The 22,391-nt window shown below is 59.5% G+C and carries 23 protein-coding genes and 1 tRNA gene; 12 read left to right on the top strand and 12 right to left on the bottom strand.

Translation table 11 applies throughout. From position 1 onward, the window contains the following. Positions 1-131 precede the first annotated feature (131 nt). Complete coding sequence (locus NKF25_RS00355) at positions 132-1,811, top strand: ammonium transporter (protein ID WP_253224772.1); 1,680 nt, start codon at positions 132-134, stop codon at positions 1,809-1,811. A 171-nt stretch (positions 1,812-1,982) separates the two neighbouring features. On the opposite strand, the gene NKF25_RS00350 is transcribed toward NKF25_RS00355, so the two are convergent. The 5 genes from NKF25_RS00350 to NKF25_RS00330 form a co-directional block, all read right to left on the bottom strand. Beyond that, positions 1,983-2,759 carry a hypothetical protein gene (locus tag NKF25_RS00350; RefSeq protein WP_253224771.1) on the bottom strand — a complete coding sequence of 259 codons (777 nt, stop codon included), beginning with the start codon at positions 2,757-2,759 and terminating at the stop codon, positions 1,983-1,985. Positions 2,760-3,111: 352 nt separating this feature from the next. Continuing rightward, positions 3,112-3,558, bottom strand: coding sequence for a hypothetical protein (locus NKF25_RS00345; protein ID WP_253224770.1), 447 nt, complete (start codon positions 3,556-3,558; stop codon positions 3,112-3,114). 65 nt (positions 3,559-3,623) lie between these two features. Then, on the bottom strand, positions 3,624-4,493 hold the full coding sequence (locus NKF25_RS00340; RefSeq protein ID WP_253224769.1) for a Zn-ribbon containing protein: 870 nt from the start codon (positions 4,491-4,493) through the stop codon (positions 3,624-3,626). Further along, complete coding sequence (locus tag NKF25_RS00335; protein WP_253224768.1) at positions 4,493-4,879, bottom strand: DUF2073 domain-containing protein; 387 nt, start codon at positions 4,877-4,879, stop codon at positions 4,493-4,495. The genes NKF25_RS00340 and NKF25_RS00335 overlap by 1 nt, the downstream gene beginning before the upstream one ends. Before the next feature lie 5 nt (positions 4,880-4,884). Further along, positions 4,885-5,526: an Era-like GTP-binding protein gene (locus NKF25_RS00330; RefSeq protein WP_231186207.1), complete on the bottom strand. Its 642-nt coding sequence runs from the start codon at positions 5,524-5,526 to the stop codon at positions 4,885-4,887. A gap of 1,803 nt (positions 5,527-7,329) precedes the next feature. Between NKF25_RS00330 and NKF25_RS00325 the strand changes: the two genes are divergently transcribed. After that, a complete protein-coding gene (locus tag NKF25_RS00325; RefSeq protein WP_066139759.1) occupies positions 7,330-8,826 on the top strand; it encodes an orc1/cdc6 family replication initiation protein in 1,497 nt (498 codons plus the stop codon). Between the two features lie 137 nt (positions 8,827-8,963). On the opposite strand, the gene NKF25_RS00320 is transcribed toward NKF25_RS00325, so the two are convergent. Beyond that, positions 8,964-9,206 (bottom strand): ferredoxin, encoded by a 243-nt coding sequence (locus tag NKF25_RS00320; RefSeq protein WP_253224767.1) that lies wholly within the window; start codon positions 9,204-9,206, stop codon positions 8,964-8,966. Between the two features lie 181 nt (positions 9,207-9,387). On the opposite strand from NKF25_RS00320, the gene NKF25_RS00315 reads away from it, so the two are divergent. The 3 genes from NKF25_RS00315 to NKF25_RS00305 all read left to right on the top strand — a co-directional run bounded on the left by NKF25_RS00315 (position 9,388) and on the right by NKF25_RS00305 (position 12,571). Continuing rightward, positions 9,388-11,646, top strand: a complete 2,259-nt coding sequence (locus NKF25_RS00315) for an ATP-dependent DNA helicase (protein WP_253224766.1) — start codon at positions 9,388-9,390, stop codon at positions 11,644-11,646. Continuing rightward, entirely contained in the window at positions 11,643-12,131 is a 489-nt protein-coding gene (cgi121, locus tag NKF25_RS00310; protein WP_253224765.1) for a KEOPS complex subunit Cgi121, read from the top strand. The genes NKF25_RS00315 and cgi121 overlap by 4 nt, the downstream gene beginning before the upstream one ends. 62 nt (positions 12,132-12,193) lie before the next feature. Then, positions 12,194-12,571: a hypothetical protein gene (locus NKF25_RS00305; RefSeq protein WP_253224764.1), complete on the top strand. Its 378-nt coding sequence runs from the start codon at positions 12,194-12,196 to the stop codon at positions 12,569-12,571. Positions 12,572-12,657: 86 nt separating this feature from the next. On the opposite strand, the gene NKF25_RS00300 is transcribed toward NKF25_RS00305, so the two are convergent. Next, positions 12,658-12,730, bottom strand: a tRNA-Gln gene (locus NKF25_RS00300). Between the two features lie 124 nt (positions 12,731-12,854). Beyond that, a complete protein-coding gene (locus NKF25_RS00295) occupies positions 12,855-13,520 on the bottom strand; it encodes a helix-turn-helix domain-containing protein (protein WP_253224763.1) in 666 nt (221 codons plus the stop codon). 117 nt (positions 13,521-13,637) lie between these two features. Here NKF25_RS00295 and NKF25_RS00290 point away from each other — a divergent pair, with 117 nt between their 5' ends. The 3 genes from NKF25_RS00290 (at position 13,638) to NKF25_RS00280 (ending at position 16,130) form a co-directional block, all read left to right on the top strand. Continuing rightward, positions 13,638-14,804 (top strand): FAD-dependent monooxygenase, encoded by a 1,167-nt coding sequence (locus NKF25_RS00290; protein ID WP_253224762.1) that lies wholly within the window; start codon positions 13,638-13,640, stop codon positions 14,802-14,804. Positions 14,805-14,866: 62 nt separating this feature from the next. Continuing rightward, positions 14,867-15,445 carry an IMP cyclohydrolase gene (locus tag NKF25_RS00285; protein ID WP_253224761.1) on the top strand — a complete coding sequence of 193 codons (579 nt, stop codon included), beginning with the start codon at positions 14,867-14,869 and terminating at the stop codon, positions 15,443-15,445. Between the two features lie 25 nt (positions 15,446-15,470). Then, on the top strand, positions 15,471-16,130 hold the full coding sequence (locus NKF25_RS00280) for a metallophosphoesterase family protein (RefSeq protein WP_253224760.1): 660 nt from the start codon (positions 15,471-15,473) through the stop codon (positions 16,128-16,130). A gap of 101 nt (positions 16,131-16,231) precedes the next feature. On the opposite strand, the gene mdh is transcribed toward NKF25_RS00280, so the two are convergent. Together mdh and NKF25_RS00270 are read right to left on the bottom strand one after the other, a co-directional pair. Beyond that, a complete protein-coding gene (gene mdh, locus NKF25_RS00275; protein ID WP_066139714.1) occupies positions 16,232-17,149 on the bottom strand; it encodes a malate dehydrogenase in 918 nt (305 codons plus the stop codon). Positions 17,150-17,360: 211 nt separating this feature from the next. Continuing rightward, positions 17,361-18,041: a class I SAM-dependent methyltransferase gene (locus NKF25_RS00270; RefSeq protein ID WP_253224759.1), complete on the bottom strand. Its 681-nt coding sequence runs from the start codon at positions 18,039-18,041 to the stop codon at positions 17,361-17,363. A 156-nt stretch (positions 18,042-18,197) separates the two neighbouring features. Between NKF25_RS00270 and NKF25_RS00265 the strand changes: the two genes are divergently transcribed. From NKF25_RS00265 to NKF25_RS00255, 3 genes are all read left to right on the top strand, one after another. Continuing rightward, complete coding sequence (locus tag NKF25_RS00265) at positions 18,198-18,638, top strand: DUF2391 family protein (RefSeq protein ID WP_253224758.1); 441 nt, start codon at positions 18,198-18,200, stop codon at positions 18,636-18,638. 48 nt (positions 18,639-18,686) lie between these two features. Continuing rightward, positions 18,687-19,277 carry a hypothetical protein gene (locus NKF25_RS00260; RefSeq protein WP_253224757.1) on the top strand — a complete coding sequence of 197 codons (591 nt, stop codon included), beginning with the start codon at positions 18,687-18,689 and terminating at the stop codon, positions 19,275-19,277. Between the two features lie 107 nt (positions 19,278-19,384). Further along, on the top strand, positions 19,385-20,239 hold the full coding sequence (locus NKF25_RS00255) for a universal stress protein (RefSeq protein WP_253224756.1): 855 nt from the start codon (positions 19,385-19,387) through the stop codon (positions 20,237-20,239). Between the two features lie 28 nt (positions 20,240-20,267). Here the strand turns inward: NKF25_RS00255 and NKF25_RS00250 are convergent, their stop codons facing one another. After that, complete coding sequence (locus NKF25_RS00250) at positions 20,268-21,251, bottom strand: A24 family peptidase C-terminal domain-containing protein (protein ID WP_253224755.1); 984 nt, start codon at positions 21,249-21,251, stop codon at positions 20,268-20,270. A 104-nt stretch (positions 21,252-21,355) separates the two neighbouring features. Here NKF25_RS00250 and NKF25_RS00245 point away from each other — a divergent pair, with 104 nt between their 5' ends. Beyond that, positions 21,356-21,946 (top strand): DUF3238 domain-containing protein, encoded by a 591-nt coding sequence (locus NKF25_RS00245; protein ID WP_253224754.1) that lies wholly within the window; start codon positions 21,356-21,358, stop codon positions 21,944-21,946. A 53-nt stretch (positions 21,947-21,999) separates the two neighbouring features. Here NKF25_RS00245 and fer read toward each other — a convergent pair whose 3' ends face one another. Beyond that, on the bottom strand, positions 22,000-22,389 hold the full coding sequence (gene fer / locus NKF25_RS00240; protein WP_253224753.1) for a ferredoxin Fer: 390 nt from the start codon (positions 22,387-22,389) through the stop codon (positions 22,000-22,002). Positions 22,390-22,391: the final 2 nt, after the last annotated feature.

The raw sequence follows: 22,391 nt of genomic DNA, 5'->3' as shown, positions 1-22,391 counted from the left end.
ACAACCAACGTTATATGGAATACTCCTGCTCTGTTGTACCATGACACAGAACACAGACAGGCAAGAATATTCGATATTCCTGGACAGTCTTCCAGACGATCTCGTTATCATCCCGACAGAGGGTAAGACGGATGAGTGACCTCGAAGTCATCGCACAGGGAATCAACCTCCTCTGGGTGCTCATTGCGACGTTCCTCATCTTCTTCATGCACGCCGGCTTCGCCATGCTGGAAGCCGGTCAGGTCCGCTCGAAAAACGTCGCCAACCAGTTGACGAAAAACCTCCTGACGTGGAGCGTCGGCGTGATGACCTTCTTTCTCGTGGGGGCGGCACTCTCGAGTATCGTCGGTCATCTGACCGGGGCGACCGGAGCATGGTCGGTCGTCGGTGAGTTCGCCGCCATCCTCGCCCCGACCGACGTCAATACGTGGGTCGACTGGCTGTTCGGTGCGGTCTTCGCTATGACCGCCGCGACGATCGTCAGCGGTGCAGTCGCGGGTCGGTGTAAGCTCCGCACGTACGTGGGGTACACCATCCTTCTCGCGGGGGTCTTCTATCCCGTCGTCGTCGGGTTCACGTGGGCGGGTGGCTTCCTCTCGTCGCTCGGGTTTCACGACTTCGCGGGAGGGATGATCGTTCACGGGATGGGTGGCCTCGCCGGATTGACCGCCGCGTGGATCATCGGTCCGCGTCTCGGTCGGTTCGATGAGGACGGAACCGCGAACGTCATTCCGGGTCACTCGGTGACGTTCGCGGCCCTCGGAACGCTCATCCTCGCCTTCGGATGGTACGGGTTCAACGTCGGCACCGCCGCGACGGTGTTTTCGGTGAAAAACGGGACGATTTCGCTGGCCGCATTCGAAACGGTCGGACGGGTCGCACTCGTCACGACGCTCGGGATGGGAGCGGGGACGCTCGGCGCGGGAGCGGTATCCCTGATACGCACCGGGAAGGTAGATACCCTCTACGTCGCAAACGGCTTGCTCGCCGGACTCGTCGGTATCACGGCTATCGCCGACGACATCGTGTGGCCGGGTGCGATCATCGTCGGCCTGCTGGCGGGTGCGCAACTCCCGTTCGTGTTCGAGTTCGTCGAAAAACGGCTCCAAATCGACGACGTCTGTGCGGTGTTCCCGGTACACGGATCGGCCGGTATCCTCGGGACGTTGGTGTATCCGCTCGTCGCAGTCGGGACCTGGCAGAGTTTCAGCCTCGGAGCGGTGCTCTCGGGACTCGCAGTGCAAGCGACCGGCATCGCGGTGATCGGTCTTTGGATCGTCGGAGCGACCATGGTAGTCTTCGGCGGTGCACGAAAACTCGGTCAGGCGCGTGTCACACCGCACCACGAGAAGGAAGGGTTGGACGCGAGCGAACACGGTGTCGAAACCTATCCCGAGTTCGGTCACGAGGGCACGCATGGCGTCGTTCCCGAAAGCCTCCGCACGGATGGTGGACGACCGAACGGCGGAAAGATAAAGCTCGTTACGGCCATCGTTCGCCCCGACAAGTTGGGAGACGTGAAACGGGGACTCGCCGAAGTCGGTGCCCCGAGCCTCACCGTCACGAACGTCAGCGGACGGGGGAACCAGCCCGCCAAGCTCGGTCAGTGGCGCGGCGAGGAGTACGTCGTTGACTTACACCAAAAGGTGAAGGTAGAGTGCGTCGTCGCCGATATCCCCGCCGAGGAGGTCGCCGAGGCGATTCGTGACGCCGCAACCACCGGCGAACCCGGAGACGGGAAGGTATTCATCCTCCCCGTAGAGGACGCGTATCAAGTTCGGACGGGGAAACAGGGACAGGATGCAGTGTAGAGAGTATAGCGACGAGGCCGCTAGTTGAAAAAAAGATAGCGAGGAGAGAAAACAGCGGCGAGATAGAGAGAGGGAGCGACGAAACGCAAGATAGCGATTTGGGATTTTTCGAATGGGATACGGGATAAAATCCCCCGAACCGAAACCACAGAGCGAAACCGATCGAATTCGTTACTCCGAATCGAACGTCTTCTCGGCCCATTTCACGGCGAAGGACGCACCGTGTTCGCGATAGGCCTGCGTGTCGAAGACGGCGAACGGAGCGGGTGGTTCGATACCGTGTTTGACGGCGCTACACGCGAACTCGGCGGCGTCCGAAAAGTCAGTTCGTCCCATCGCCACCTCGCGGGTAATGCCTTCCAGTCGCGGTTCGATTCGCTGGCCCGCGTCCTGCCACGCCTCGAACAAACGGGGGTGGGAACCGTCCCAATCGGCAAACACCTCTCGCGTGTGCAAACCGATGTACGCATCACAGAGAGCGACGGCGAGTTGGTACGTGCTCGCCGCGTCGAGCGGAACCGCGTCGGCGAATTCGGCGTACTCTTCCTCGAAGAATTCGAGGAAATGCTCGGGCATGTCGAGTCCGACTTCGACCAGCGCCTCCGCGAGCAGGAAATCGATGAACTCCTCGGGAGACCCTTGCACCCGAGCTTTTACGAAGACGACGGGTGGGTCAGTCTGGTGGGTCCACGCCACGCTTCCGTCGCCGGGCATGCCGACCACGAGGTCGTTTCCGGCGAAGCGGCGTAGTAGCTCGGGAGCGTCGTCGGGTAGCCACTCGTCCGGTGCCGAAAACGGGCACAGTTCGTCCGTCAGGAGCGCGAGGTCGTCCCGTGCCGGAATCGGGAGCGTCTCGAAATCGCGTTCGCAATCCAAGACGAGCGCGTTCGGTGCATACTCCTCCCGCACCGCCGTCACGTCTTGGGGAATGGTACGTTCGCGAAACATCACGCCGCGAGCGCGTATTGTGCGACGAGCACGATCGAGAGTAGTATCGCCAGAAGGACGGTACCGAGGACGATTTTTGTCGGAGTGTTCATACCCGTTTGTTTCCACTCGAACGCTTAAAATCTGGCTACTCGGCGCGGTACCCCTTCATTTCCACTCCAGATCGTCGTCAGTCGCGTCGATTCCGTCTCGGTGTCGAATTCACGAGAAACGAACTTGCGGCGAACGAATGAGGTGTGAGAACGGATCGAACGGCCCATCGTTTCGAGTGGAGCGGAAAGGTCAGTGTGATGATTGGGAAGATGGTGTGGTAGTTGCTTTGGAAAAAAGAGGTTCGCTGGTTCAATACACCTTATGTGCCGACTTCGGTGTTCGCAACCGTCGAGGTAACGAGACGGGCGACCCCGGATTCGAGGAGAAGCAGCAGGTTGTAACAGAGCGTCCCCCAAAATCCGAGGATCAAAAAGCCCCAGTCGGACGGGAATCCCGGATTGAGTGTCGCCAAAATGCCGTAGCCCAACAGCAAGTTGCCGAACGTCGCGACGACGTGGACCATCGAGGCGACGATGAGTTGTTCGTCGTGATCCGAGTTCGGATCGGAAAACAGGTTCTCGAACGTCACGCTCGCCAGGATACCGAACGCTATCAGCGCACCGGCGACGTAACAGAAGATTTCCGGAATTCGCGGTGAGCCGTACTGATTCATCAGTATCGCGCCGCCGCCCCAAACGGTCAACGTGTATCCGTACGCTTTCGACTCCGAGAGGAGACTCCGAGCGAGTTGCTTGGATGGATTCATACAACCAGTGTCTATCACGCCCGTCCAAAGACGCCATCCCTGCTATTGCACGCTGTTAAATAGAATCAGCTATCGACCGGGCCGGTCCACGAGTCGGGAACCTGAATGACGTAGCGACCGTTCTCCCGCATGGCGATAATGTACTCGTCACGTTCGTACAGTTCCATCAGGTTGAGTTCGTACTGGCCCGGTTCGACCACCTTGATGCTCTCGAATTGGCTGTTGAGCTCCTCCCGGAGTTCGTCGAGACTCGGTTGGTCGTCGTCCTCGGGTGGTTTGATGACAGTCCCCGTTCCGTCAGCACCTGGACGCTCCGGAAGTTCGTCCTCCGGAACGATTTCGGAACGGGCACTCGCCTGTGCCCGATCCTCACTCGAATCGACGGTTGGATCGACTGGCGAATCGGACGGAGAATCGACTGGCGAATCAGACGGAGAATCGGACGGAGAGTCCGTTTGCGAATCGACGGTTGGATCGGCCGGTGAATCGGTCGGCGAATCCGCTGACGAATCGGACGGAGAATCGGTCGGCGATTTTTGAGGTGGCGTCGAACGTGCGGACGCGCTCGGCTGAGAGGGTTTCTGCTCGCGTTCGGGTTGTCCCTGTTGTCGCTCGTTAGCGCTTGAATCCGAAGGTTCAGAGCGGTTACGCGAACCGACCCATCCTTTGACGGTACTCGTCGCGCGGCTAACCGCGCCCGTCTCGGATCGAGGGTCGGTGGCGGTCGAGTCGTCGGTTACCGTCGAATTGTCGGTGGTAGCCGCCGCAGCCTTCGGGTTCGAACCCGTCGTGGAGGCCTTCGTTTCGCCTGGAGACGGGGCGGATCCCGACGGTTGGAACTGGAACTTGTTGCCACCACAATCGGGACAACCGGACAACATCTCCTTCGACCCGTCAGCGAACGTCCGTCCACAGTTCGTGCACTTGTGGGGCATTATTTGTGGGAGATAAGCGCGCTGATGAGATTCTCGTCCTTGTGAAGCGTCTCGATCTGGTTTGCGGGGCCGATAACCGTGAGTTTCGAATCGGTCGACTCACGACCTATCAACCGACCGAGTAAGCCACCATCGGATGTCTTCGAGCGCGGGTAGGTCTCGATTTCGATACCACTGAACTCGTCGGGGCTGATCTCGGTCATCGTCACCTCGATAAGCTTGCTCTCCTCGTCGGGGGAGAGCCCCTCCTCTAGGATAACGATATTTCCATCACGGACACCGTCCAGTATCATCCGGATCTTCTCCATACTGGTCTTCCCGGCCATCCGCTCACCACCGATGAGGTCGACTTGGACGCCGTCGTCTGTATTTTTCACTTCTGGCATTGAGATCACCCGAAGTACTCCGCGATCTTCGTGTACACTTCATCCATGTTATCACCCTCCAGTGCGGAGAGTGGAATCGTCTCGTGTTGCGGATACGCGTTGCGAATCCGCTGGACGCTCGAATCGTCGAGGTCAGTTTTGTTCGCGAGGATAAGCACCGGCAGATCCTGACTCTCGATGATACCGATAAGCATCGTGTTCACCTGCGTGAACGGGTCAGTCGAGCTATCGAGAACGTAGATGACGCCGTCGACATCCTCACGGAGCCAATGCATCGCTTCCGCGACGCCTTCGGTCGCCTCGCGGGAGCGACGGACGGCGTCCTCTTTGTCCATATCGTGGTCGAGGAACTCCTCGTAATCGACTTTCGTCGTGACACCCGGCGTGTCTACGATGTCGATGGTGACTTTCCGACCGTCGCGTTCGATTTCGACGTTTTCCTTCCGTCGTGCGCGCCGTGTTTCGTGTGGAACGTGGCTTTCCGGACCGACGGCGTCACCAGTCCAATCGCGGGCGATGCGGTTGGCGAGCGTCGTTTTTCCAGCGTTTGGCGGTCCATAGATACCGATCCGTTTCGGCTCTTCCGATGTGAAGAGCTTGTCGGTCACACGTGCAATACTTTGCCTGAGACCAGTAAACAATCCCATCCTTTTTCCTCCCAGACCCCAGTGTCGGTTAGTCGCTCTAGACAAACCGTTGTCGAGATTGAGCCGGACGTACGGGGCTGTTGCGCGTAGAACTTTACGCCATTCACTTAAACCTATGTCAGACAACTCTTGACACAATTCACTCACGGAAGTGGGAAAGAAATGGTGTAAAAAGGGCACGACGGGAAGGAGATTGCGAACGAAAAACGATGGAATCGACGGACGCGAATTGCCGGAATGGTTGATTTTCTATCCAAACAAAACCTATTCCATTCGAACAACTTTCTCTCCATTGTGGCCAAATGACAGCCGATATGGATTTTGTACGTGCACAAACCTCTGCTGTTGCTCTTGGTTCGGTTGTCCATGCTTGGTTCGGTCGTCCATGCTTGGTTCGATCGATCGTGTTGTTAGTGGTTCCCGCGCGTGGAAAATGATCGACACATTGTATTGCCATCACGAAACCTCTGACATCGGAAATTCGTCTACGGGATGTGGTTTCCACTGGAAATAGAGGGGTTGCGATACTTGTGGGGGGTGATGTAGGTGGTCCGGACGAAGCCGATTGATGCTGAACCCCTCTTCGGGTAATGAATCTGTCTTCGGGTCGACAACGACTCGTGCGTGGCGCATCCGACCGATCGCAATATGACGTGCCATGGTACCATTGGACGAGGTCAGACACTAGCCACGAAGACGGAAAGGACGAGAACGGCAGGAACCCGATCGTCATCTGGGTGAAACAGTGCGCTGGAGAGAATGGCGAAGGTGATGATTATTTGACGATGTGTCGGACACCCCCACCCCTTCGTTTCAGGTGGAAACGGGAAAAGGCGGGTGGTGGGGTGTCAGAACCTGGTAACTTACAAAGAATACCTTCCTCTAGAAAAGTAAAGACTCTAGTTTGCGGATATTGTTAGCTAGACGTTGTAATAAAGGTTCCTGTTCTAGACTAGCCCCTCCCCCCACCCACCTTCGACCGCGTTCCACCCGAAACGAAGGGGTGGGGGGGTCCATAGACACGTGTTATCATTGACCGTGAGCTGTGTTTTACCCTCTTTCGATCCATCCGACCCTTCCATTTCATGTCCTCTTCTCGATACTGCCTTTCCTTGCCACTCGATCCCTCTCCGCGTTCCACCCGAAACACAGGGGTTGCGGTTTGAATCGAGACTCATCACCGTTTGAATTCGATACCGATCTCCACGATTATCTTCGATACCGATCCCACTCCTCTAACTTTCCTTCCTTTTCCAGTCGAAACGTACGGGTACGAACCCGTTTCCAAAAGGGAACCTCGAATTGTCCGCTTGGTGTCTCTATCTTTCCTTGTATCTCTCAACCGACTTGCCGATTCCTTTCCGTCGTTCAGCATCCATCCTTTTTCCAACCTCTAACCATTCTCCACCTTCACCTTCTCCCCTCCACCCCAGTTTGTTCCAATTCTGTTTATTTCTTCAACCTTGTTTTCCCATCTACCCTTTTAATCTACTCTTCTAATCCACCCTTCTAATCTACCCTTCCGACTACCCCCTCAAACTATCAACTCTTCTGTCTCTGGTCCCATTAATTCGAGCCGAAACGATGCCGTTTCAGCGTGAAACGGGCAAAAACCCCTTTTCGTCCATCATTCGATCGATGAGAAAGATTTTAGTACTGTGCTGTACCTCTTTTTCATCTGCATCAACTGGACGCGCTGTTGCTTCTCCGGGAAGTAAATCGGGACGCTATTCCCCGCTTCCTCCGGTCTCTCTCCGCACGGCGTGCAATTCCAGTGGAAACAAAGGGGTACACAGCCGACGTATGTCAGACGAAAATACAGACTCGCCGAACGAACGAGACGGCCACACGAGTCGTGGTTTCGAGGGTATCGATTTGGATGATGTCGTCTTGGACGACTCGGACGAGGACGGCAACCACGGCCTGTTCGACGACCTGCTCAGTGGCGAGCCGATTTTTGAGAACAAGGAAGTACTTCGACCTTCCTACACGCCACACGAACTACCACACCGAAAAGAGCAGATCAACCGCATGGCGACCATCCTCGTCGCCGCACTCCGCGGTGAGACGCCATCGAACATCCTGATTTACGGGAAGACTGGTACCGGAAAGACAGCGAGTGCCAAATTCGTCAGTCAGGAACTGGAACGCACGTCGCAGAAATACGAGGTACCCTGCGAGGTCGAGTACATCAACTGCGAGATAACCGACACGCAGTATCGCGTCCTCGCACAACTCGCCAACAAGTTCATCGAGAACAACCTCGCCGAAATCGAGGGCCGAATCGAAGAGCTACAGGATATCCGCGATGGCGTCGCTGCCGAGTCCCAACAACTCGAAAACATCGATTTCTCATCGCTTACGGAAATCGAGGATCGAATCGAGGAACTCGAAGCCGACGCAGAGGAAATCGAGCCCGTCCCGATGACCGGGTGGCCGACCGACCGCGTGTACAACACCTTCTTCGAGGCCGTCGATTATCAGGAACGCGTCGTCGTCATCATGCTGGACGAAATCGACAAGTTGGTCGAGAAATCCGGCGACGATACCCTCTACAACCTCTCGCGGATGAACTCGGAACTCGACAACTCGCGGGTGTCGATCATGGGTATCAGCAACGACCTGAAGTTCACCGACTTCCTCGACCCTCGCGTCAAATCCAGCCTTGGCGAAGAAGAAATCGTCTTCCCGCCGTACGACGCGAACCAACTCCGGGACATCCTCCAGCACCGTGCGGAAGTGGCGTTCAAGGAGGACGCCCTCTCGGACGACGTGATTCCGCTGTGTGCTGCGTTCGCGGCACAGGAACACGGTGACGCTCGCCGCGCGCTCGACTTGCTCCGGACGGCGGGCGAACTCGCCGAGCGTGACCAGGCCGAGCGCGTGGAGGAGGGGCACGTCCGGAAGGCACAGGACAAGATCGAACTCGACCGTGTCGTCGAAGTCGTCAGAACGCTCCCCACTCAGTCGAAACTCGTCCTCTTTTCGACCATCTCGCTGGAGAAGAACGGCGTCCACAACATCAACACGGGTGAGGTGTACAACGTCTACAAACACCTCTGTGAGGAAATCGACGCCGACATCCTCACCCAGCGCCGTGTCACCGATCTCATCAGCGAACTCGACATGCTCGGTATCGTCAACGCCGTCGTCGTCTCGAAGGGTCGCTACGGGCGGACGAAGGAAATCAGCCTCTCGGTCCCGATCGACGAAACGGAGGCCGTCCTCCAGTCCGATTCACGACTCGGCAATATCGACGACATCCAACCGTTCATGCAACAGGCACGGTTCGATAGCTAACCCCGCTACCGCCGTCAAATCTCGCGGTACAAAAATTTCGACTGCACAAATATCTCGCCGCACTCCCCTCGTTTCCACTCGAAACACTCCCCTTCGATCGTTTTATTTTCCAACTAACTAGTGACCGTCCGTCGGTATCAGACGATCTGTTCACCGTCGTCGTCGTACACCTTGATGGCATCCACTGGACAGACGCGGGCGGCCATCTCGGCGTCGAACTCCTCTCCCTCGGGAACGTCGCGGACGAAGATACCTTCCTCCTCTTCTTCACTGTCAAGCAGGTCAGCTTTGCCTTCCTCGCGGTTTTCCGCGAACTGATCCCATTCCGCGGTACACTGGAACATTCCCGTACAGGTGTTCCGGTCGTATTCGATCTTCATACGTACTCCTCCGATGTGTGCCCTCAAAGGGATGACGGAGCGGTCGCCGGGGGTGAGAGAAACCGATGCTCGTCGTTGATCGAAGTATCTTCCCACCGTACGCACCCGACAGTTTAAACGGTAAGACGCGCCAAACGATGGTAATGACCGGACTCGCACCGCGCACGCAGGGTGAGCGTGCGTGAACGTCGCCGATTTGACGGGCTTGCCGGACGGCGTTCCCGAACACTTCCAGGCACAAGGAATCGAGGAACTCTACCCGCCACAGGGGGAGGCCGTCGAGGCGGGAATCACCGACGGCGAGAGCATCGTCGCCAGCATTCCGACGGCGAGCGGCAAGACGTTCATCGCCGAACTCGCCATGCTTTCGAGCGTCGCCCGCGGTGGCAAAGCCCTCTACATCGTTCCCCTCCGCGCACTCGCCAGCGAGAAGAAAGAGGAGTTCGAGGAGTTCGAACAGTACGGCGTCTCCGTCGGCGTCTCGACAGGCAACTACGACAGCGACGGCGATTGGCTCGCCTCGAAGGACATCATCGTCGCCACGAGCGAGAAGGTGGACTCGCTCGTTCGGAATGGCGCGAAGTGGGTGGACGACCTCTCCTGCGTCGTCGCCGACGAAGTCCACCTCGTCAACGACGCTCACCGCGGTCCGACGCTCGAAGTCACGCTCGCCAAACTTCGACGCGTCAACCCGAACCTCCAGACCGTCGCGCTGTCGGCGACCGTCGGTAACGCCGAGGAGATGGCCGAATGGCTCGACGCCACCCTCGTGGATTCGACGTGGCGACCGATCGATCTCAGAAAGGGCGTCCTCTACGGGCAGGCGCTCCACTTCGACGACGGGACACAACAGGAACTGGCGCGCGGAAACGAGAAGGAAACCGCCGCACTCGTCCGAGACACGCTCGAAGACGGCGGGTCATCGCTCGTGTTCGTCAACTCCCGTCGGAACGCGGAGGCGTCGGCGAAACGGCTCGCGGACGTTACCAAGACCCATCTAACCGACGAGGAGCGTCGCGGACTCCTCGACATCGCCGATCAAATCCGTGACGTGAGCGACACGGAGACGAGCGACGACCTCGCAACTGCCATCGAGAGCGGAGCAGCGTTCCACCACGCGGGACTCGCCAGTGAACATCGGTCGCTCGTGGAAGACGCGTTCCGCGACAAACTCATCAAGGTCATCAGCGCGACGCCGACGCTCGCGGCGGGTGTGAACACTCCGAGCAGACGCGTCATCGTCCGCGACTGGCGTCGATACGACGGCGACATCGGCGGTATGCAACCGCTCGACGTGCTCGAAGTTCACCAGATGTTCGGGCGCGCGGGACGTCCAGGCCTCGATCCGCACGGCGAAGCGGTGCTCATCAGCAAGAGTCACGACGAACTGCAGGAACTGTTCGACCAGTACGTCTGGGCCGACCCGGAACCGGTCCACTCCAAACTCGCGGCGGAACCCGCGCTTCGAACCCATATCCTCGCTACCGTCGCATCCGGGTTCGCGGGGACGGAGGAGGAACTGCTCGACTTCCTCGAACGGACGCTGTATGCGACCCAAACCGACGAGACAGGCCGACTCGAAACCGTCACCCAACGAGTGCTCGACTATCTCGAACGGAACGGCTTCCTCGAACGCGACGACCGACTGCGCGCGACCGGACTCGGCCATCGCGTCTCGCAACTGTATCTCGACCCGATGAGTGCCGCCGAAATCATCGACGGCCTCCGGGAGGCGGAGGGCGAACCGACCGCCCTCAGTCTGTACCACCTCGTCTCGCGTACGCCGGACATGTATCAACTCTATCTGCGCTCCGGCGACCGCGAACGATACACCGAAATCGCCTACGAGCGCGAACCCGAGTTCCTCGGACACATGCCCTCGGAGTTCGAGGACAACGCCTTCGAGGATTGGCTTTCCGCGCTGAAGACCGCCCGCCTGCTCGAAGATTGGGCGAGCGAACTGGACGAAGACCGCATTACCGAGCGCTACGCCATCGGCCCCGGCGACATCCGCGGCAAAGTCGAGACGGCACAGTGGCTGCTCAACGCGGCCGAGCGATTGGCCGCAGAACTCCAGCGCGACGATGTCGAGGGAATTCCATCCGCGACGACGACCGCCGTCAGGGAGGCGCGAAAACGCGTCGAGTACGGTGTCGAGGAGGAACTGCTCGACCTCGCGGGCGTCCGAAACGTCGGTCGAAAACGCGCCCGTCGGCTGTACGAAGCCGGTATCGAGTCGCGGGCTGACCTCCGTGAGGCGGACAAATCGGTCGTCCTGGGTGCGCTCCGCGGCCGGAAGAAGACGGCCGAAAGCATCCTCGAAAACGTCGGACGACAGGACCCATCGCTGGACGACGTCGAACCCGACACTGAAACCGCGGTGGCGAGCACTCGGGCGGCCAACGACAGCGGCCAGCAGAGTCTCGGTGATTTCGAATGAAACTGGTCGAAGGACGGGTGACGATCACGGACGTAAACGACTTCGTCGCCCGTCTCGGGTCGATCGGCGACGAGTTCGATTGTGCCGTTCAGGCTTTCGACGCCGACTACGTGGCCGGAAGAGACCATCTCCAATCCGCGGTGGACCACGCGAACCGTTCGTTCGAACGCGGTGAGAACGTCGCTCACGACCGATCGGTCGAAATTCTCCTGTACGCGGCGGGCCGTCGCCAGATCAATCAGGCGCTCGCGATGGGTATCTCGGAGGGTGAACAACGCGTCGTCGTCGTGGTCGATGGTGAGCGGGAACGACCCGCCGCGGATGCCGTCTCCGAGTTGGTGACTCCCGCAGAGACGCTCGGAACCGCGACCCGCGACTCCGTGTTCGAATTTTTCGAGATTTCGGAACGGGAAGCGGCGACGACGACTGTCGATCTCTCCGACCTCGTCTGCGAACGAGTTGCCTTGCTCGAAGTGGACAAGTAGGCTGACGGTGGCCGATTTTGATGGCCAGTATGAATTTCAAACGTCGCCGTGTACCGCTTCGTATGCCCGACGATCACGACGCCGAACGTGTACAGGACAGTGCGCGGAAACGACAGCGTGAGCGGGCCGAGCGCGTCGAAGACATGCTGGGCGACGCGGGTCGAATGCTCGGTGAGCACAAGTATCCGACGACGAGCGAGGAGTTGGCGACCGAATATGGCGACCAACCGCTCGACTTGCCGAACGAGACCGAAACGCTCGGAAGCGTCTTCGACCGACTCGTGGACGAGCGCTTCGAATCGCCAGAAGAGGCACGCGAGGCTGTGTATAACGAAATCTCGGGCGATGCCGGTGGGTTGGCGGAGTACAACGAGGAACGTGAACTACGCGAGTTGGACGACGAGGAAACGAGTTCGGAATCGAACGTCGATCAGGGGTAAACTGTCGAACGTTCCAGTTGAAACGGAGGGGTATTCGACCGTCCGGTCACGACGCTCGACGGGATGGTCGACCGAAAAATTTTGAGTAGTCCCACACGGATTCGAACCGCGGTCGTTGCCCCCAGAAGGCAACAGGATTGGCCACTACCCCATGGGACTGCTGTCGTTCAGCGACTTGGTTCGCTGAATCTGCATTCAACGGTAGCACAGTTCCGTATTTCAGTGTTTCGAACCCGGCCGAGCGTTGCATCCTGCTATCATGGACATCGATTCGGCTACGAACCTACTGGCTCGCGGCCACGAGCGACGAAATCAACGTCATTTCGATACGTTGTAACTGTTTGCTGATCGTTCCAGGAGCGACCGAGAGTTCGTCTGCTATCTCTCGATGCGTCGTTTCGCGGGGGATCTCGTAGTAGCCCTCTCGGACTGCCACTGCCAATACCTCCTGTTGGCGGCCGGTGAGCGTTGCGACCGGATCGGAAATCGATGGCAAGTACTCGCCCATCCGTTCGAGTTCGATTCCGAAGTCGGAAGGAACGTCGTTCAGTGCGGCACTCAGTGCGCGTTCCGTTCCCAAGAACGTCACCCGGACGCCGCGGTCGGTGCCGGTATCGACGAATTCGACCGGCCATTCGAGGACGATTTCGTGATCGAACAGCACACCCAACAGTGCGTCCATGAGCGGCGAGGACTCGTAGTGGGTGTACGTGATGCCGTCGCTTCCGGGTGGAACGTCGAAGTCCAATACCTCCGGCGTTTCCCGCAACAGTTCGCGTATTCGCGTTGGGTCCCCCCGAAGTCGGCTCAGCTCGGCGTACGTTCCATCACGAATCGGGTTGATATAGTAGGTCGTCTCGATGGTAACGTCCGATGCGTTTGCCACCGCATCGTCGAGCGGATGGAGGTCGCCCGCATCCCACCGAACGACGACTGTTGCATACCTCATGTCTCTCTCATCTACTTGTTCCCCGTGACGATTCGATATCGACGATCATCCCTTATAAAGACCAGTGGCATGCTAGAGAACAGAGCGACGATTCCCAGGTTCGTACACGTCGCTACGATGACAACAGATGTGCGATACGGTACGGACATGCGAGTTCTCGTAGTTGGTGGCGGAATCGCTGGGCTGACGCTGGCAGGACTGCTGGAAGGGAGAGGGTTTTCGCCCGACGTCGTGGAGAAGTCCGAAAACTACGGCGGTCTCGGCTACACGCTCAGCCTGTGGCCCGCAGGGTCGAACGTGTTGAAGGGACTCGGCAAATACGACGAACTCCTCGGGGATACCGACCAGTTCGAGGAGTACCACGTATTCAATCACAACGGAGAACAGCTACACGAGTACGATATGGAGAGTCTCGCGGACGAGTACGGTGAGACGTTCCTCGTTTGGCGACCGAATCTCATCGACGTGTTACAGACGACCGTTTCGGAGGGGACTATCAGGATGGGGACGACCGTCACGGACGTCGCCCAGCACGCCGACGGAGTAGACGTCACCTTCACCGATGGCACGACTGGAACGTACGACCTCGTCGTCGGTGCCGACGGTATTCACTCGACAGTTCGAGAACTGGTGTTCGGTGACGTGGAGTTGACCTACCACGACATGACTGGGTGGGCGTTCTGGGTCGATCCCTCGATGGCGACGACGGGCGAGGTACAGGAACATTGGGGTGCGGGACGGTTCGTCGGACTGTATCCGACGGAAGACAAGTTGGCGTGCTTCCTCGCTGCCACCGCGCCGGAAGGAACACCGGATCCGGTCGACGAGCGAATCGAGAGGATCCGAACGACTTTCGACGATATGAGCGGCCTGGTGCCGGATATTCTCGACGAGATGGACGATCCGGCGACGATGTGGCACGACGATTTCTACGACCTCCACATGGACGAGTGGACCAAGGGACGTGTCGTCCTGATCGGCGATGCCGGACATGCAATCCTGCCGACCGCTGGCGTCGGTGCGTCGATGGCGATGGAATCGGCGGCGGTTCTCGCGGACGAGTTGACTCGCACCGACTCGAAGTTTATCGAACAGGCCCTCTCCCACTACGTCTCCCGTCGCCGTGATCGGGTCGATACGGTACAGAAGAAGTCGCGTCGGATCGGTTCGTTCGTCATGGTTGAAAACCACTTCTTGGCGGGTATCCGCGATCAAGGCGTGAAGTTCTACTCCCAAGAACGGATGGAGGAGTATTTCCAGGAGTTCCTGTCGAGCGAGATATAAGATAACACCGTATCTTTGCACAAACCAGCACCTATTTCCGTCCCAATTACGCATGTTCGTGTATGTACGTCGGACGCTTCATCATCGTTGGACCGGAGACAGGCGCGTATCGAGTTTCGTCGCGGTCGTTCCCGAATCGGAAGGCAGTCGCGCGTGAGGACACCGTCACCGTCGGGCCGACCGAGGACGCGCCGGAGACGGACAACCCGTATATTTCGTACAACTGTGCTCGCGTCGTCGGCGACACGGCCGTCATCGGCAACGGGTCGCAGGTGGACCCGATCGCGGAGAAAATCGAACTCGGCTACCCGGCACGTGATGCCCTCGTCGAGTGTCTGCTCTCGCTGGACTACGAGAAGGACGACTATGACACGCCGCGAATCGCGGGTACCATCGGCGAGGAATCGTACATCGGTATCGTCCGGCGCGATGCCCTGTTGGTACGGGAAGTGACGGAGCCGACGCTCGTCGCAACCTACGAGAAGGACGCGCCGGAGTCGTTCGATTTCGAGGCTGACGACGCCGAGAGCGCGGCGAGCACCGCCTACGACCTCGACTTCGAGCATCCCGTCTGTGCGGTCGGTGTTACCCGCAACGGCGGAAACGACGGATTCGACCTCGCCGTCGAGAACGGGAATTAAGGCACCGCCGAACGTATCACCCGACATGAAAGTCGGTATTCTCTCGGACGTTCACTCGAATCGCATCGCGCTCGATGCCGTTCTCGATGATATGCCCCCCGTCGAGGCGTTGCTCTGTGCCGGTGACGTGGTCGGCTACAACCCGTGGCCCGCCGAGTGCGTCGATATCGTCCGCGACCGAGCCACGGCGTGCGTGATGGGCAATCACGACCGAGCGGTCGTCTCGGAGACGCCGTTCGCGTTCAACGGCATGGCGCAGGCTGGCGTCGAGCACGCCCGTGCCGAACTCAACGATTTGCAACGGGAGTGGCTCGCCCGCCTTCCGGATTCGCGTCTCGCGTGCGATGGCCGCGTGAGAATCGTCCACGGTCACCCGGACGACCCGGACCACTACACCTACCCCGAGGAGTTCGACGCCGACATGCTCGGCGACGAGGATGTACTCGTCATGGGTCACACGCACGTCCAGCATCACGAAACGTACGACGAGGGAATCGTGATGAACCCCGGCAGCGTCGGCCAACCGCGCGACGGCGACCCTCGCGCGGCCTACGCGGTTCTGGACCTCGACGACATGACGGTGGACGAACGACGCGTCGAGTACGACATCGGGACGGTGCAGGAGGCGGTTCGGGAAGCCGGATTGCCGAACAAGATCGGCACGCGGTTGGAACTGGGTCGATAGTCGCCGTATCGAGGTTTCGCGAGCCGTTTCCGTCGCCTCTCTACTCTTCTCGTCCGCATCGCGTCCAAAAAAGAACTGACTGTGAGTCGCTCGAAACTCGCTTACTCGATCTTCTCGTACTGCTCCGCGAGTTTGTCGGCGGCCTCGCCGAGTTGTTCGCGCTCGAACTCGGTGAGGTCCCACTCGACGACTTCCTCGACACCGTTCGTACCGAGTTTGACGGGGACACCGAGTGCGACGCCCTCGTGACCGTACTCGCCTTCGAGTTTGACGGAACCGGGGAGCACTTCGCCGGTGTCGCGGATGACGGCTTCGACCATGTGGCCGACGCCCGTCGCCGGACCCCACTGGGTCGCGCCCTTCTTCTCGATGACGTTCATCGCGCTCTCTTTGAGCTCGCCGAGGATCTCCTCTTTCTCGTCGTCCGTGAACTCGGGGTCGGCACCGTCGATGCGGACCTTCGAGAAGACCGGCACCTGTGCGTCGCCGTGCTCGCCCATGATGGTCGCTTCGACGTTCTGGACGGGCGCATCGAAGCGCTGGCTCAGCACGTAGCGGAACCGGGCGCTGTCGAGGCGGCCGCCGAAGCCGATAACTTTCTCCCGTGCTCGGTCGCCTGTCTCGTAGAGGTGACGGTTGAGCAGGTCCACCGGGTTCGAGGTGGTGATGGTGACGAAATCGTCGTCGTTGTGCTCGGCGATGGAGGATCCGATGTCCTCCATGATGGGTGCGTTGTCACCCGCGAGGTCGATACGCGTCTGTCCCGGCTGGCGCGGAATCCCGGCCGTGATGACGACGACGTCCGATCCGGCGGTGTCCTCGTAGGTGCCCTGTCGAACGGTCGTGTTCGAGTCGTAGGCGGCCCCGTGGTTCACGTCGGCGGCCTGTCCAATCGTCTTGTCTTCCATGTCCGGAATGTCCACGAAAACCAGTTCGTCCGCGACGTCACGCAGTGCGATGTTGTAGCCTGCGGCGGCTCCAACAGTGCCTGCCGCACCGACTACGCTTACTTTCACCATGTCACCTAAAAGACGCCCTGCTGTTTGGTTAAATCCTCCGGAAGCGGGATTCTTCGCGCGACCATCGATGATGTGTTTAGAGGCGTCCGCCGTTACGGACCGAATTTGAGGTTACCGCGGTTGACCGTTCGCTTCGAAACGACTCCGTTTCTGGCGAGAAACGCGAACGACGAATCGAGTCGTCTCGAACTTCGACCGGAAATGAAGGGGTTCAGGGCGCGACGCCGACCGTCAACAGGGTGCCGAACTCGCGGTAGCGTTCGACCATCGCCTCACGCGTCTCCCAGCTGTCGGTGGGAAACTCCGACGCGTCGGGAATGTCGATCTCCCGATCCGGGATGTTGTCCTGTTCGGCGACGTACAGTCCCGCGTCGCGGAATGCGTCTCGATACTCCGCAGCGCTCCAGCGTGTCATCTCGACGGCAATCGAGTCCTGCCATTCGTGGGAGTGGACGTTCTCCTCGTAGTAGTTCACCGCACAGAAGACGGTCCCACCGGGGCGCAGAATCCGCCGAACTTCCCGAAGCATCTCGTGGGGCTCGTTCGCGTAGTAGAACGCCTCCATGGTGAAGACATGGTCCACGCTGTCGTCCGCGAACGGCAGGTGGTCGAAGTCGCCGACGAGGTACGACACGGCGGAATCGTCCGTGTACCCGTACGCGTTCCGCGCCATCTCTGGCGACCCGTCGAGGCCGTACACCCGTCCCGCGCCTTTCGTTTCGCGCAGTGCGCGCCCGGCGTAGCCACTCCCACAGCCCAAATCGAGTACCGTGTCACCTTCCTCGACCGGCATGCGAGCGAGCGCGTATTTCGCCGTGTGCCAGTGGCGGTCTTCCATCCCTTTGTCGCGGCCGTCCGCCGCCCAATCGTCGAACTCCTCGCGGACACTCATGCACGGGAGAACGGGCGTCCCCGACAAAACGGGTTCGGAACGTGCCGAGTTCGAGCCACATCGAGTTCGGAACGCACTGAGTCGGAAGCGTATCCACCGGAAAACACGGCGATCCGAACGGCCAGCGCTTTATTTCTCGACTCCGTTTCGAGCGATATGGTCGGTTCGAGAAAACGATACGCCTTCGCCGATACGGCCCAGCAAATCCTCGGTGGGTTTCTCCTCGCTGGTCCGTTCGTCGTCACACAGGAGGTGTGGGACGTGGCGGCGACGATGTCGCTGATGCACGCCATCGCGACCGTCTGCCTCGTCTTTGGAATCGGGTACGGTGCACTCTACAAAGCGGACCACGACCGCGACCCGGACCGCGAGGCGGACGTGGCCGGGATTCCAACCCGCTTCATCTCGCTCATGCTCGTCTCCTTCGGGTCGGTTGCTATCCTCGCAATCGTGTTCGCCGCGCCGGAGACGTTCCTCCACGACGGCCTCTTCGACGGTCACACGTCCACCGAAGTCCTGTTCACGACGGCGAAAGCCGTCAGCGTCGGGTCAGTCTTCAGCGTCGTCGGGGCGGCCACCGCCGACACCGTGTTCTGACGTCCATTCCCGCATATTTTAAGTCGGTGCCACTAGTTACCGGACCATATGGATTACCAACTCGACATCGAGAACACGCCCGATTCGATACCCGGTGGAACAGGCGTCCTTCTGCTACACCCGAGTACCGGCGAAACCGACCGAATCGACACGGATTTTCTGAAAACTGACACCGACCGCTTCCTCGTTATCTCGACACGGACCACGGCCCGCGAGGTAAAACAGAAACTCGACCACTACGACGTGGACGAGAGCAAAGCGGACATCCTCGACACCTTGAGCATCGAACGAGGCTACTCCCGCCGAAGCACGAACGACGTCCATTACGTGTCGGCCCCCGACGACCTCGAAGGCATCCTCTCGGTTACGGAAACGTTCCTGACCGAAACCGACGGCAAACGCCGTATCAGTTTCGACTCCATCACGGAGATGGCATACTACGCCGACGAACAGCGGGTGTACGAGACGGTCGAGCAAGTCCTCGGATTGCTCGAAGAAAACGACGCTGTCGGCCTGTTCCACCTCTCGAAAGGCGTCCACGACGAAGTGCAAATCGAGCGCTTCCTCGGCCTGTTCGACGCCGTCGTCGATTTGGACCGGGACGGGAACGTCGACACCGATTTCTCGAAAGTGAACTGATATCTGTCGAGTTCAGCGATATCGCCAACCCAATCCTATCTCCACTCGAAACGCTCCCCTCCTCGGGGAGCTAACGCTTTTGCCATCGGCCACCGTATGTCTCGAAAATGGGGGGAACGAGTGAGTATCGCATCGCCGTCGCCATCGCCGACCCCGCGAACGCCGCGCAGTTGACCCGAACCGCCGTCGATATCGCACGTGAACGGGACGGTGAGGTGCTCGTCCTGCGGGTACTCGTGACCGAGCGCCAATCGCCGTTCGCGCTCTACAACGACGACGTCATCATCCGCGAGTTCGGCGGGGAGGAACAGGAGATTCTCGACCGTGTGGTCGAAACTGCACGGGGTGCGGTCCCGGTCAGCGGGCAGTTGCTCGTCTCCTTCGACGTCGCTCGCGCACTCACGAACGCCGTCGTGGAATTCGACTGCGACGCGCTCATCGTCGGTTGGCAGGCGCGCGAACGGCCGAGCGAAATCGTTCTCGGGAGCAACATCGACCGACTCGTTGCCAGAACGCCGTCCGACGTTCTCGTGGAGAAAATCGGCCCTGCGGACGGCGTGGATTCGATTCTCGTCCCCGTCGCCGAAGGCCCACATGCCGAACTCGCGGCGGACGTCGCCCGTGCTATCGCGGTGGCGAACGATGCGGAAATCAACCTCCTCCGTGTCGGAACGGAGGATACGACGGCCGAGCGATTACTCGCCGGTATCGCGGCCCGCGTGGCTCCCGCGGACGTCGACCGGGAGGTTCGAACCGGATCAGTCACCGACACCGTTGTCGAGGAAGCGTCGAATCACGACATCACTATTCTCGGCTCGACGCGACAAGGGATGCTTCGACGGCAACTCGTCGGATCGGTTCCGCAAGCCGTCGGCCGACGCGCGGATACGACCGTCATCATCACTCGTCGAGAGGTCGGGATTCGGCCACGACTCACGCGATTGGTTCGTGAGACGTTGTGAGAAGTACGGAACCGAGAACAGTTCGAGATCAGATGGTCGCCAGTCCGAGGACGGCCAGCGCACCCGACAGGATGTCGCCGTAGCCCAACGCGACGACGAGTCCGACGAACAGCGGGACGATGAACGGGATTCCCGGCGACACCCACATCTCGTCCTTCGTCACCAGCACCTCCAACCCGTCGCGGAGCTTTTTCGGCGTCGTCCCGTAGGCACCGTGGTCGATGCTGTCGAGGAAGTGGGCGGCACCCCACGGGTCCTCGTAGCCCCCCGATTCGACTGTCCGTTCGCGTTCGATCACCGTCCCGCCGTCGGTCACCATGCCGTCTGTTGGCGGGTTCGATTCCGCGGGCAGGCTTGCCGGGTCACGCAGGTCGTTCGCTCCGTTCCTGAGGTCGGCTAGCGTCGCCCCGCGCCACCGTAGATACATCCGAATCGCGTCCAAATCCACGCCGTTGCGGGTCACCTCGTCCGGTGTCTCCAACAATCGGCCGTGGGCCGTCGGAATCTCGTCCCAGTCCACGACTCGACCGACGAACATCACAGACGAAAGTCGCCCGGTCGCCAAATTGGTTACGAACAGCGCGGCCGGATACAGCGCCCCCAGCAACACCGTATTCGTCAGGATCGTCAACGAGAATACGCCGAGGACGGTTCCCTGCATGGGATACGATTGACTGCCGAGATAGTACGTCGGATAGGACGGAAACAGGGCGGCGACCACGAGAAACGCCTTCATATCCGCGCCGCCGAAGGCTCGGAACCACCAGAAGGCGACGACGAGCGGCGCGACGAACCCGAGACTCACCGCGACGTGAAAGAGGAACAGTTTTCGTTGAAATGGCGACGAACCCATCGCGGTCACCCCGTCCCAGACGAGCAACACGGCGGCGAGCGCTGCGAGCGGATACCACGTCTTGTTGGGTACCCGCCGCGTCTTCACGTCACGCCACGCGGCCCATCCGAAGACGGGGACGGCGAGCAGTCGAAGGAGATCGGGAATCGAAGTATGCACCAAACGGTAGCCCTCCTTGAGATGTTTTAGCTGTTACGGTATATTTGAAGGAAATTGAATATTTCCCACTAATTTTATTTTGTCTTGGTTTGTTCGAGTATCCTATGAGTACAGGGGACGTCTCCCTCGTAAAAATACGGGGCGCTGCTTTCATCCCATCCACCTGGCTTTCACGCCCGAGCGAGGGCGACGGGATGCTCGAATTCAAAGGTGACGACCGTGAATTCACGCCACACGCCGTCAACACCGGTCGGTGCCGCGTCGAACAGGAAGCCGTGGTCGATTTCACAAACGGAACGCTCCTCTCGTTCGCCGACGCCGGACAATCGGTAGAGCGCATCACCTACCCTGACGGAACCGAAGACCGACGAAGCGGGAAAGCGTCGGCGGGAGGAATCTTCTGCACCGACCCGCAGTGGCACGACGATTACGTCGAGTTCGACATGCACGCGAGCGCGAGCAACCCGCTCCGTGCACACGCCGATCCGGTCGATTATCACCTCGAAGCCGTCGTGTGGAACGACGGAGCCGTATACGTTCACGGGCATCACGACGGCTTCCCGTGTTTCGAGTTCTACGTGCAGACCGACTTCGGCGAGTTCCGACCGCTATATCGCCACGACTATCGGGAGACGGGCGATGAACCCCTCGCGCTGGCTGGACCGATGGAGTACGAGTTCGAACGCAGTCTCTGAGACGCGTCGCTCTCGAATATTGCCTAAAAAACCCCCTCCCGAACTCCGTTCGTTTATATGACGCGGTTCTGCAGGTAGTCGAGGTGCTTTGCGTTGTAGACGATTTTGACCTCGTCCGTTGCCGGGCTACCGATGCAGGTCAGGCGAACGTTCTTGTCTTCGACTTCCTCGTCGCTGAGGATCTGCTGCATGTCCATGTCGATCTCGCCCTCTTTGATGATGGACGCGCAGTTCGCACAGGCACCGGCGCGGCACGAGAAGGGCCAGTCGTAGCCCTGTGCCTCGGCGGATTCGAGGATGTATTCGCCCTGGTTGACTTCGAGCGTGCCGTAGTCTTCTTCGTCGAAGCCAGCGTCGGCGGCCTTTTCGAACAGGTCGTCATCGTTAATATCCCAGCCCTGGTCGTCCAGCACTTCGTAGTTGAGGTATTCTACGGTAGGCATCA

Origin of the sequence: Haladaptatus sp. AB643, assembly GCF_024136975.1 — an archaeon.
Taxonomy (GTDB): Archaea; Halobacteriota; Halobacteria; order Halobacteriales; family Haladaptataceae; genus Haladaptatus.
This window is presented reverse-complemented; position numbering and strand designations above follow the sequence as displayed.

What these genes read in the sequence shown, in the direction of transcription:
- NKF25_RS00255 (WP_253224756.1), top strand. Translation starts at nt 19,385, where the DNA reads ATGGGGGGAACGAGTGAGTATCGCATCGCCGTCGCCATCGCCGACCCC.
- fer (WP_253224753.1), bottom strand. Translation starts at nt 22,389, where the DNA reads ATGCCTACCGTAGAATACCTCAACTACGAAGTGCTGGACGACCAGGGC.
- NKF25_RS00260 (WP_253224757.1), top strand. Translation starts at nt 18,687, where the DNA reads ATGGATTACCAACTCGACATCGAGAACACGCCCGATTCGATACCCGGT.
- NKF25_RS00335 (WP_253224768.1), bottom strand. Translation starts at nt 4,879, where the DNA reads ATGCCAGAAGTGAAAAATACAGACGACGGCGTCCAAGTCGACCTCATC.
- NKF25_RS00285 (WP_253224761.1), top strand. Translation starts at nt 14,867, where the DNA reads ATGTACGTCGGACGCTTCATCATCGTTGGACCGGAGACAGGCGCGTAT.
- mdh (WP_066139714.1), bottom strand. Translation starts at nt 17,149, where the DNA reads ATGGTGAAAGTAAGCGTAGTCGGTGCGGCAGGCACTGTTGGAGCCGCC.
- NKF25_RS00330 (WP_231186207.1), bottom strand. Translation starts at nt 5,526, where the DNA reads ATGGGATTGTTTACTGGTCTCAGGCAAAGTATTGCACGTGTGACCGAC.
- NKF25_RS00320 (WP_253224767.1), bottom strand. Translation starts at nt 9,206, where the DNA reads ATGAAGATCGAATACGACCGGAACACCTGTACGGGAATGTTCCAGTGT.
- NKF25_RS00290 (WP_253224762.1), top strand. Translation starts at nt 13,638, where the DNA reads ATGACAACAGATGTGCGATACGGTACGGACATGCGAGTTCTCGTAGTT.
- NKF25_RS00265 (WP_253224758.1), top strand. Translation starts at nt 18,198, where the DNA reads ATGGTCGGTTCGAGAAAACGATACGCCTTCGCCGATACGGCCCAGCAA.
- NKF25_RS00245 (WP_253224754.1), top strand. Translation starts at nt 21,356, where the DNA reads ATGAGTACAGGGGACGTCTCCCTCGTAAAAATACGGGGCGCTGCTTTC.
- NKF25_RS00350 (WP_253224771.1), bottom strand. Translation starts at nt 2,759, where the DNA reads ATGTTTCGCGAACGTACCATTCCCCAAGACGTGACGGCGGTGCGGGAG.
- NKF25_RS00340 (WP_253224769.1), bottom strand. Translation starts at nt 4,493, where the DNA reads ATGCCCCACAAGTGCACGAACTGTGGACGGACGTTCGCTGACGGGTCG.
- NKF25_RS00355 (WP_253224772.1), top strand. Translation starts at nt 132, where the DNA reads ATGAGTGACCTCGAAGTCATCGCACAGGGAATCAACCTCCTCTGGGTG.
- NKF25_RS00295 (WP_253224763.1), bottom strand. Translation starts at nt 13,520, where the DNA reads ATGAGGTATGCAACAGTCGTCGTTCGGTGGGATGCGGGCGACCTCCAT.
- NKF25_RS00305 (WP_253224764.1), top strand. Translation starts at nt 12,194, where the DNA reads ATGCCCGACGATCACGACGCCGAACGTGTACAGGACAGTGCGCGGAAA.
- cgi121 (WP_253224765.1), top strand. Translation starts at nt 11,643, where the DNA reads ATGAAACTGGTCGAAGGACGGGTGACGATCACGGACGTAAACGACTTC.
- NKF25_RS00280 (WP_253224760.1), top strand. Translation starts at nt 15,471, where the DNA reads ATGAAAGTCGGTATTCTCTCGGACGTTCACTCGAATCGCATCGCGCTC.
- NKF25_RS00270 (WP_253224759.1), bottom strand. Translation starts at nt 18,041, where the DNA reads ATGAGTGTCCGCGAGGAGTTCGACGATTGGGCGGCGGACGGCCGCGAC.
- NKF25_RS00325 (WP_066139759.1), top strand. Translation starts at nt 7,330, where the DNA reads ATGTCAGACGAAAATACAGACTCGCCGAACGAACGAGACGGCCACACG.
- NKF25_RS00345 (WP_253224770.1), bottom strand. Translation starts at nt 3,558, where the DNA reads ATGAATCCATCCAAGCAACTCGCTCGGAGTCTCCTCTCGGAGTCGAAA.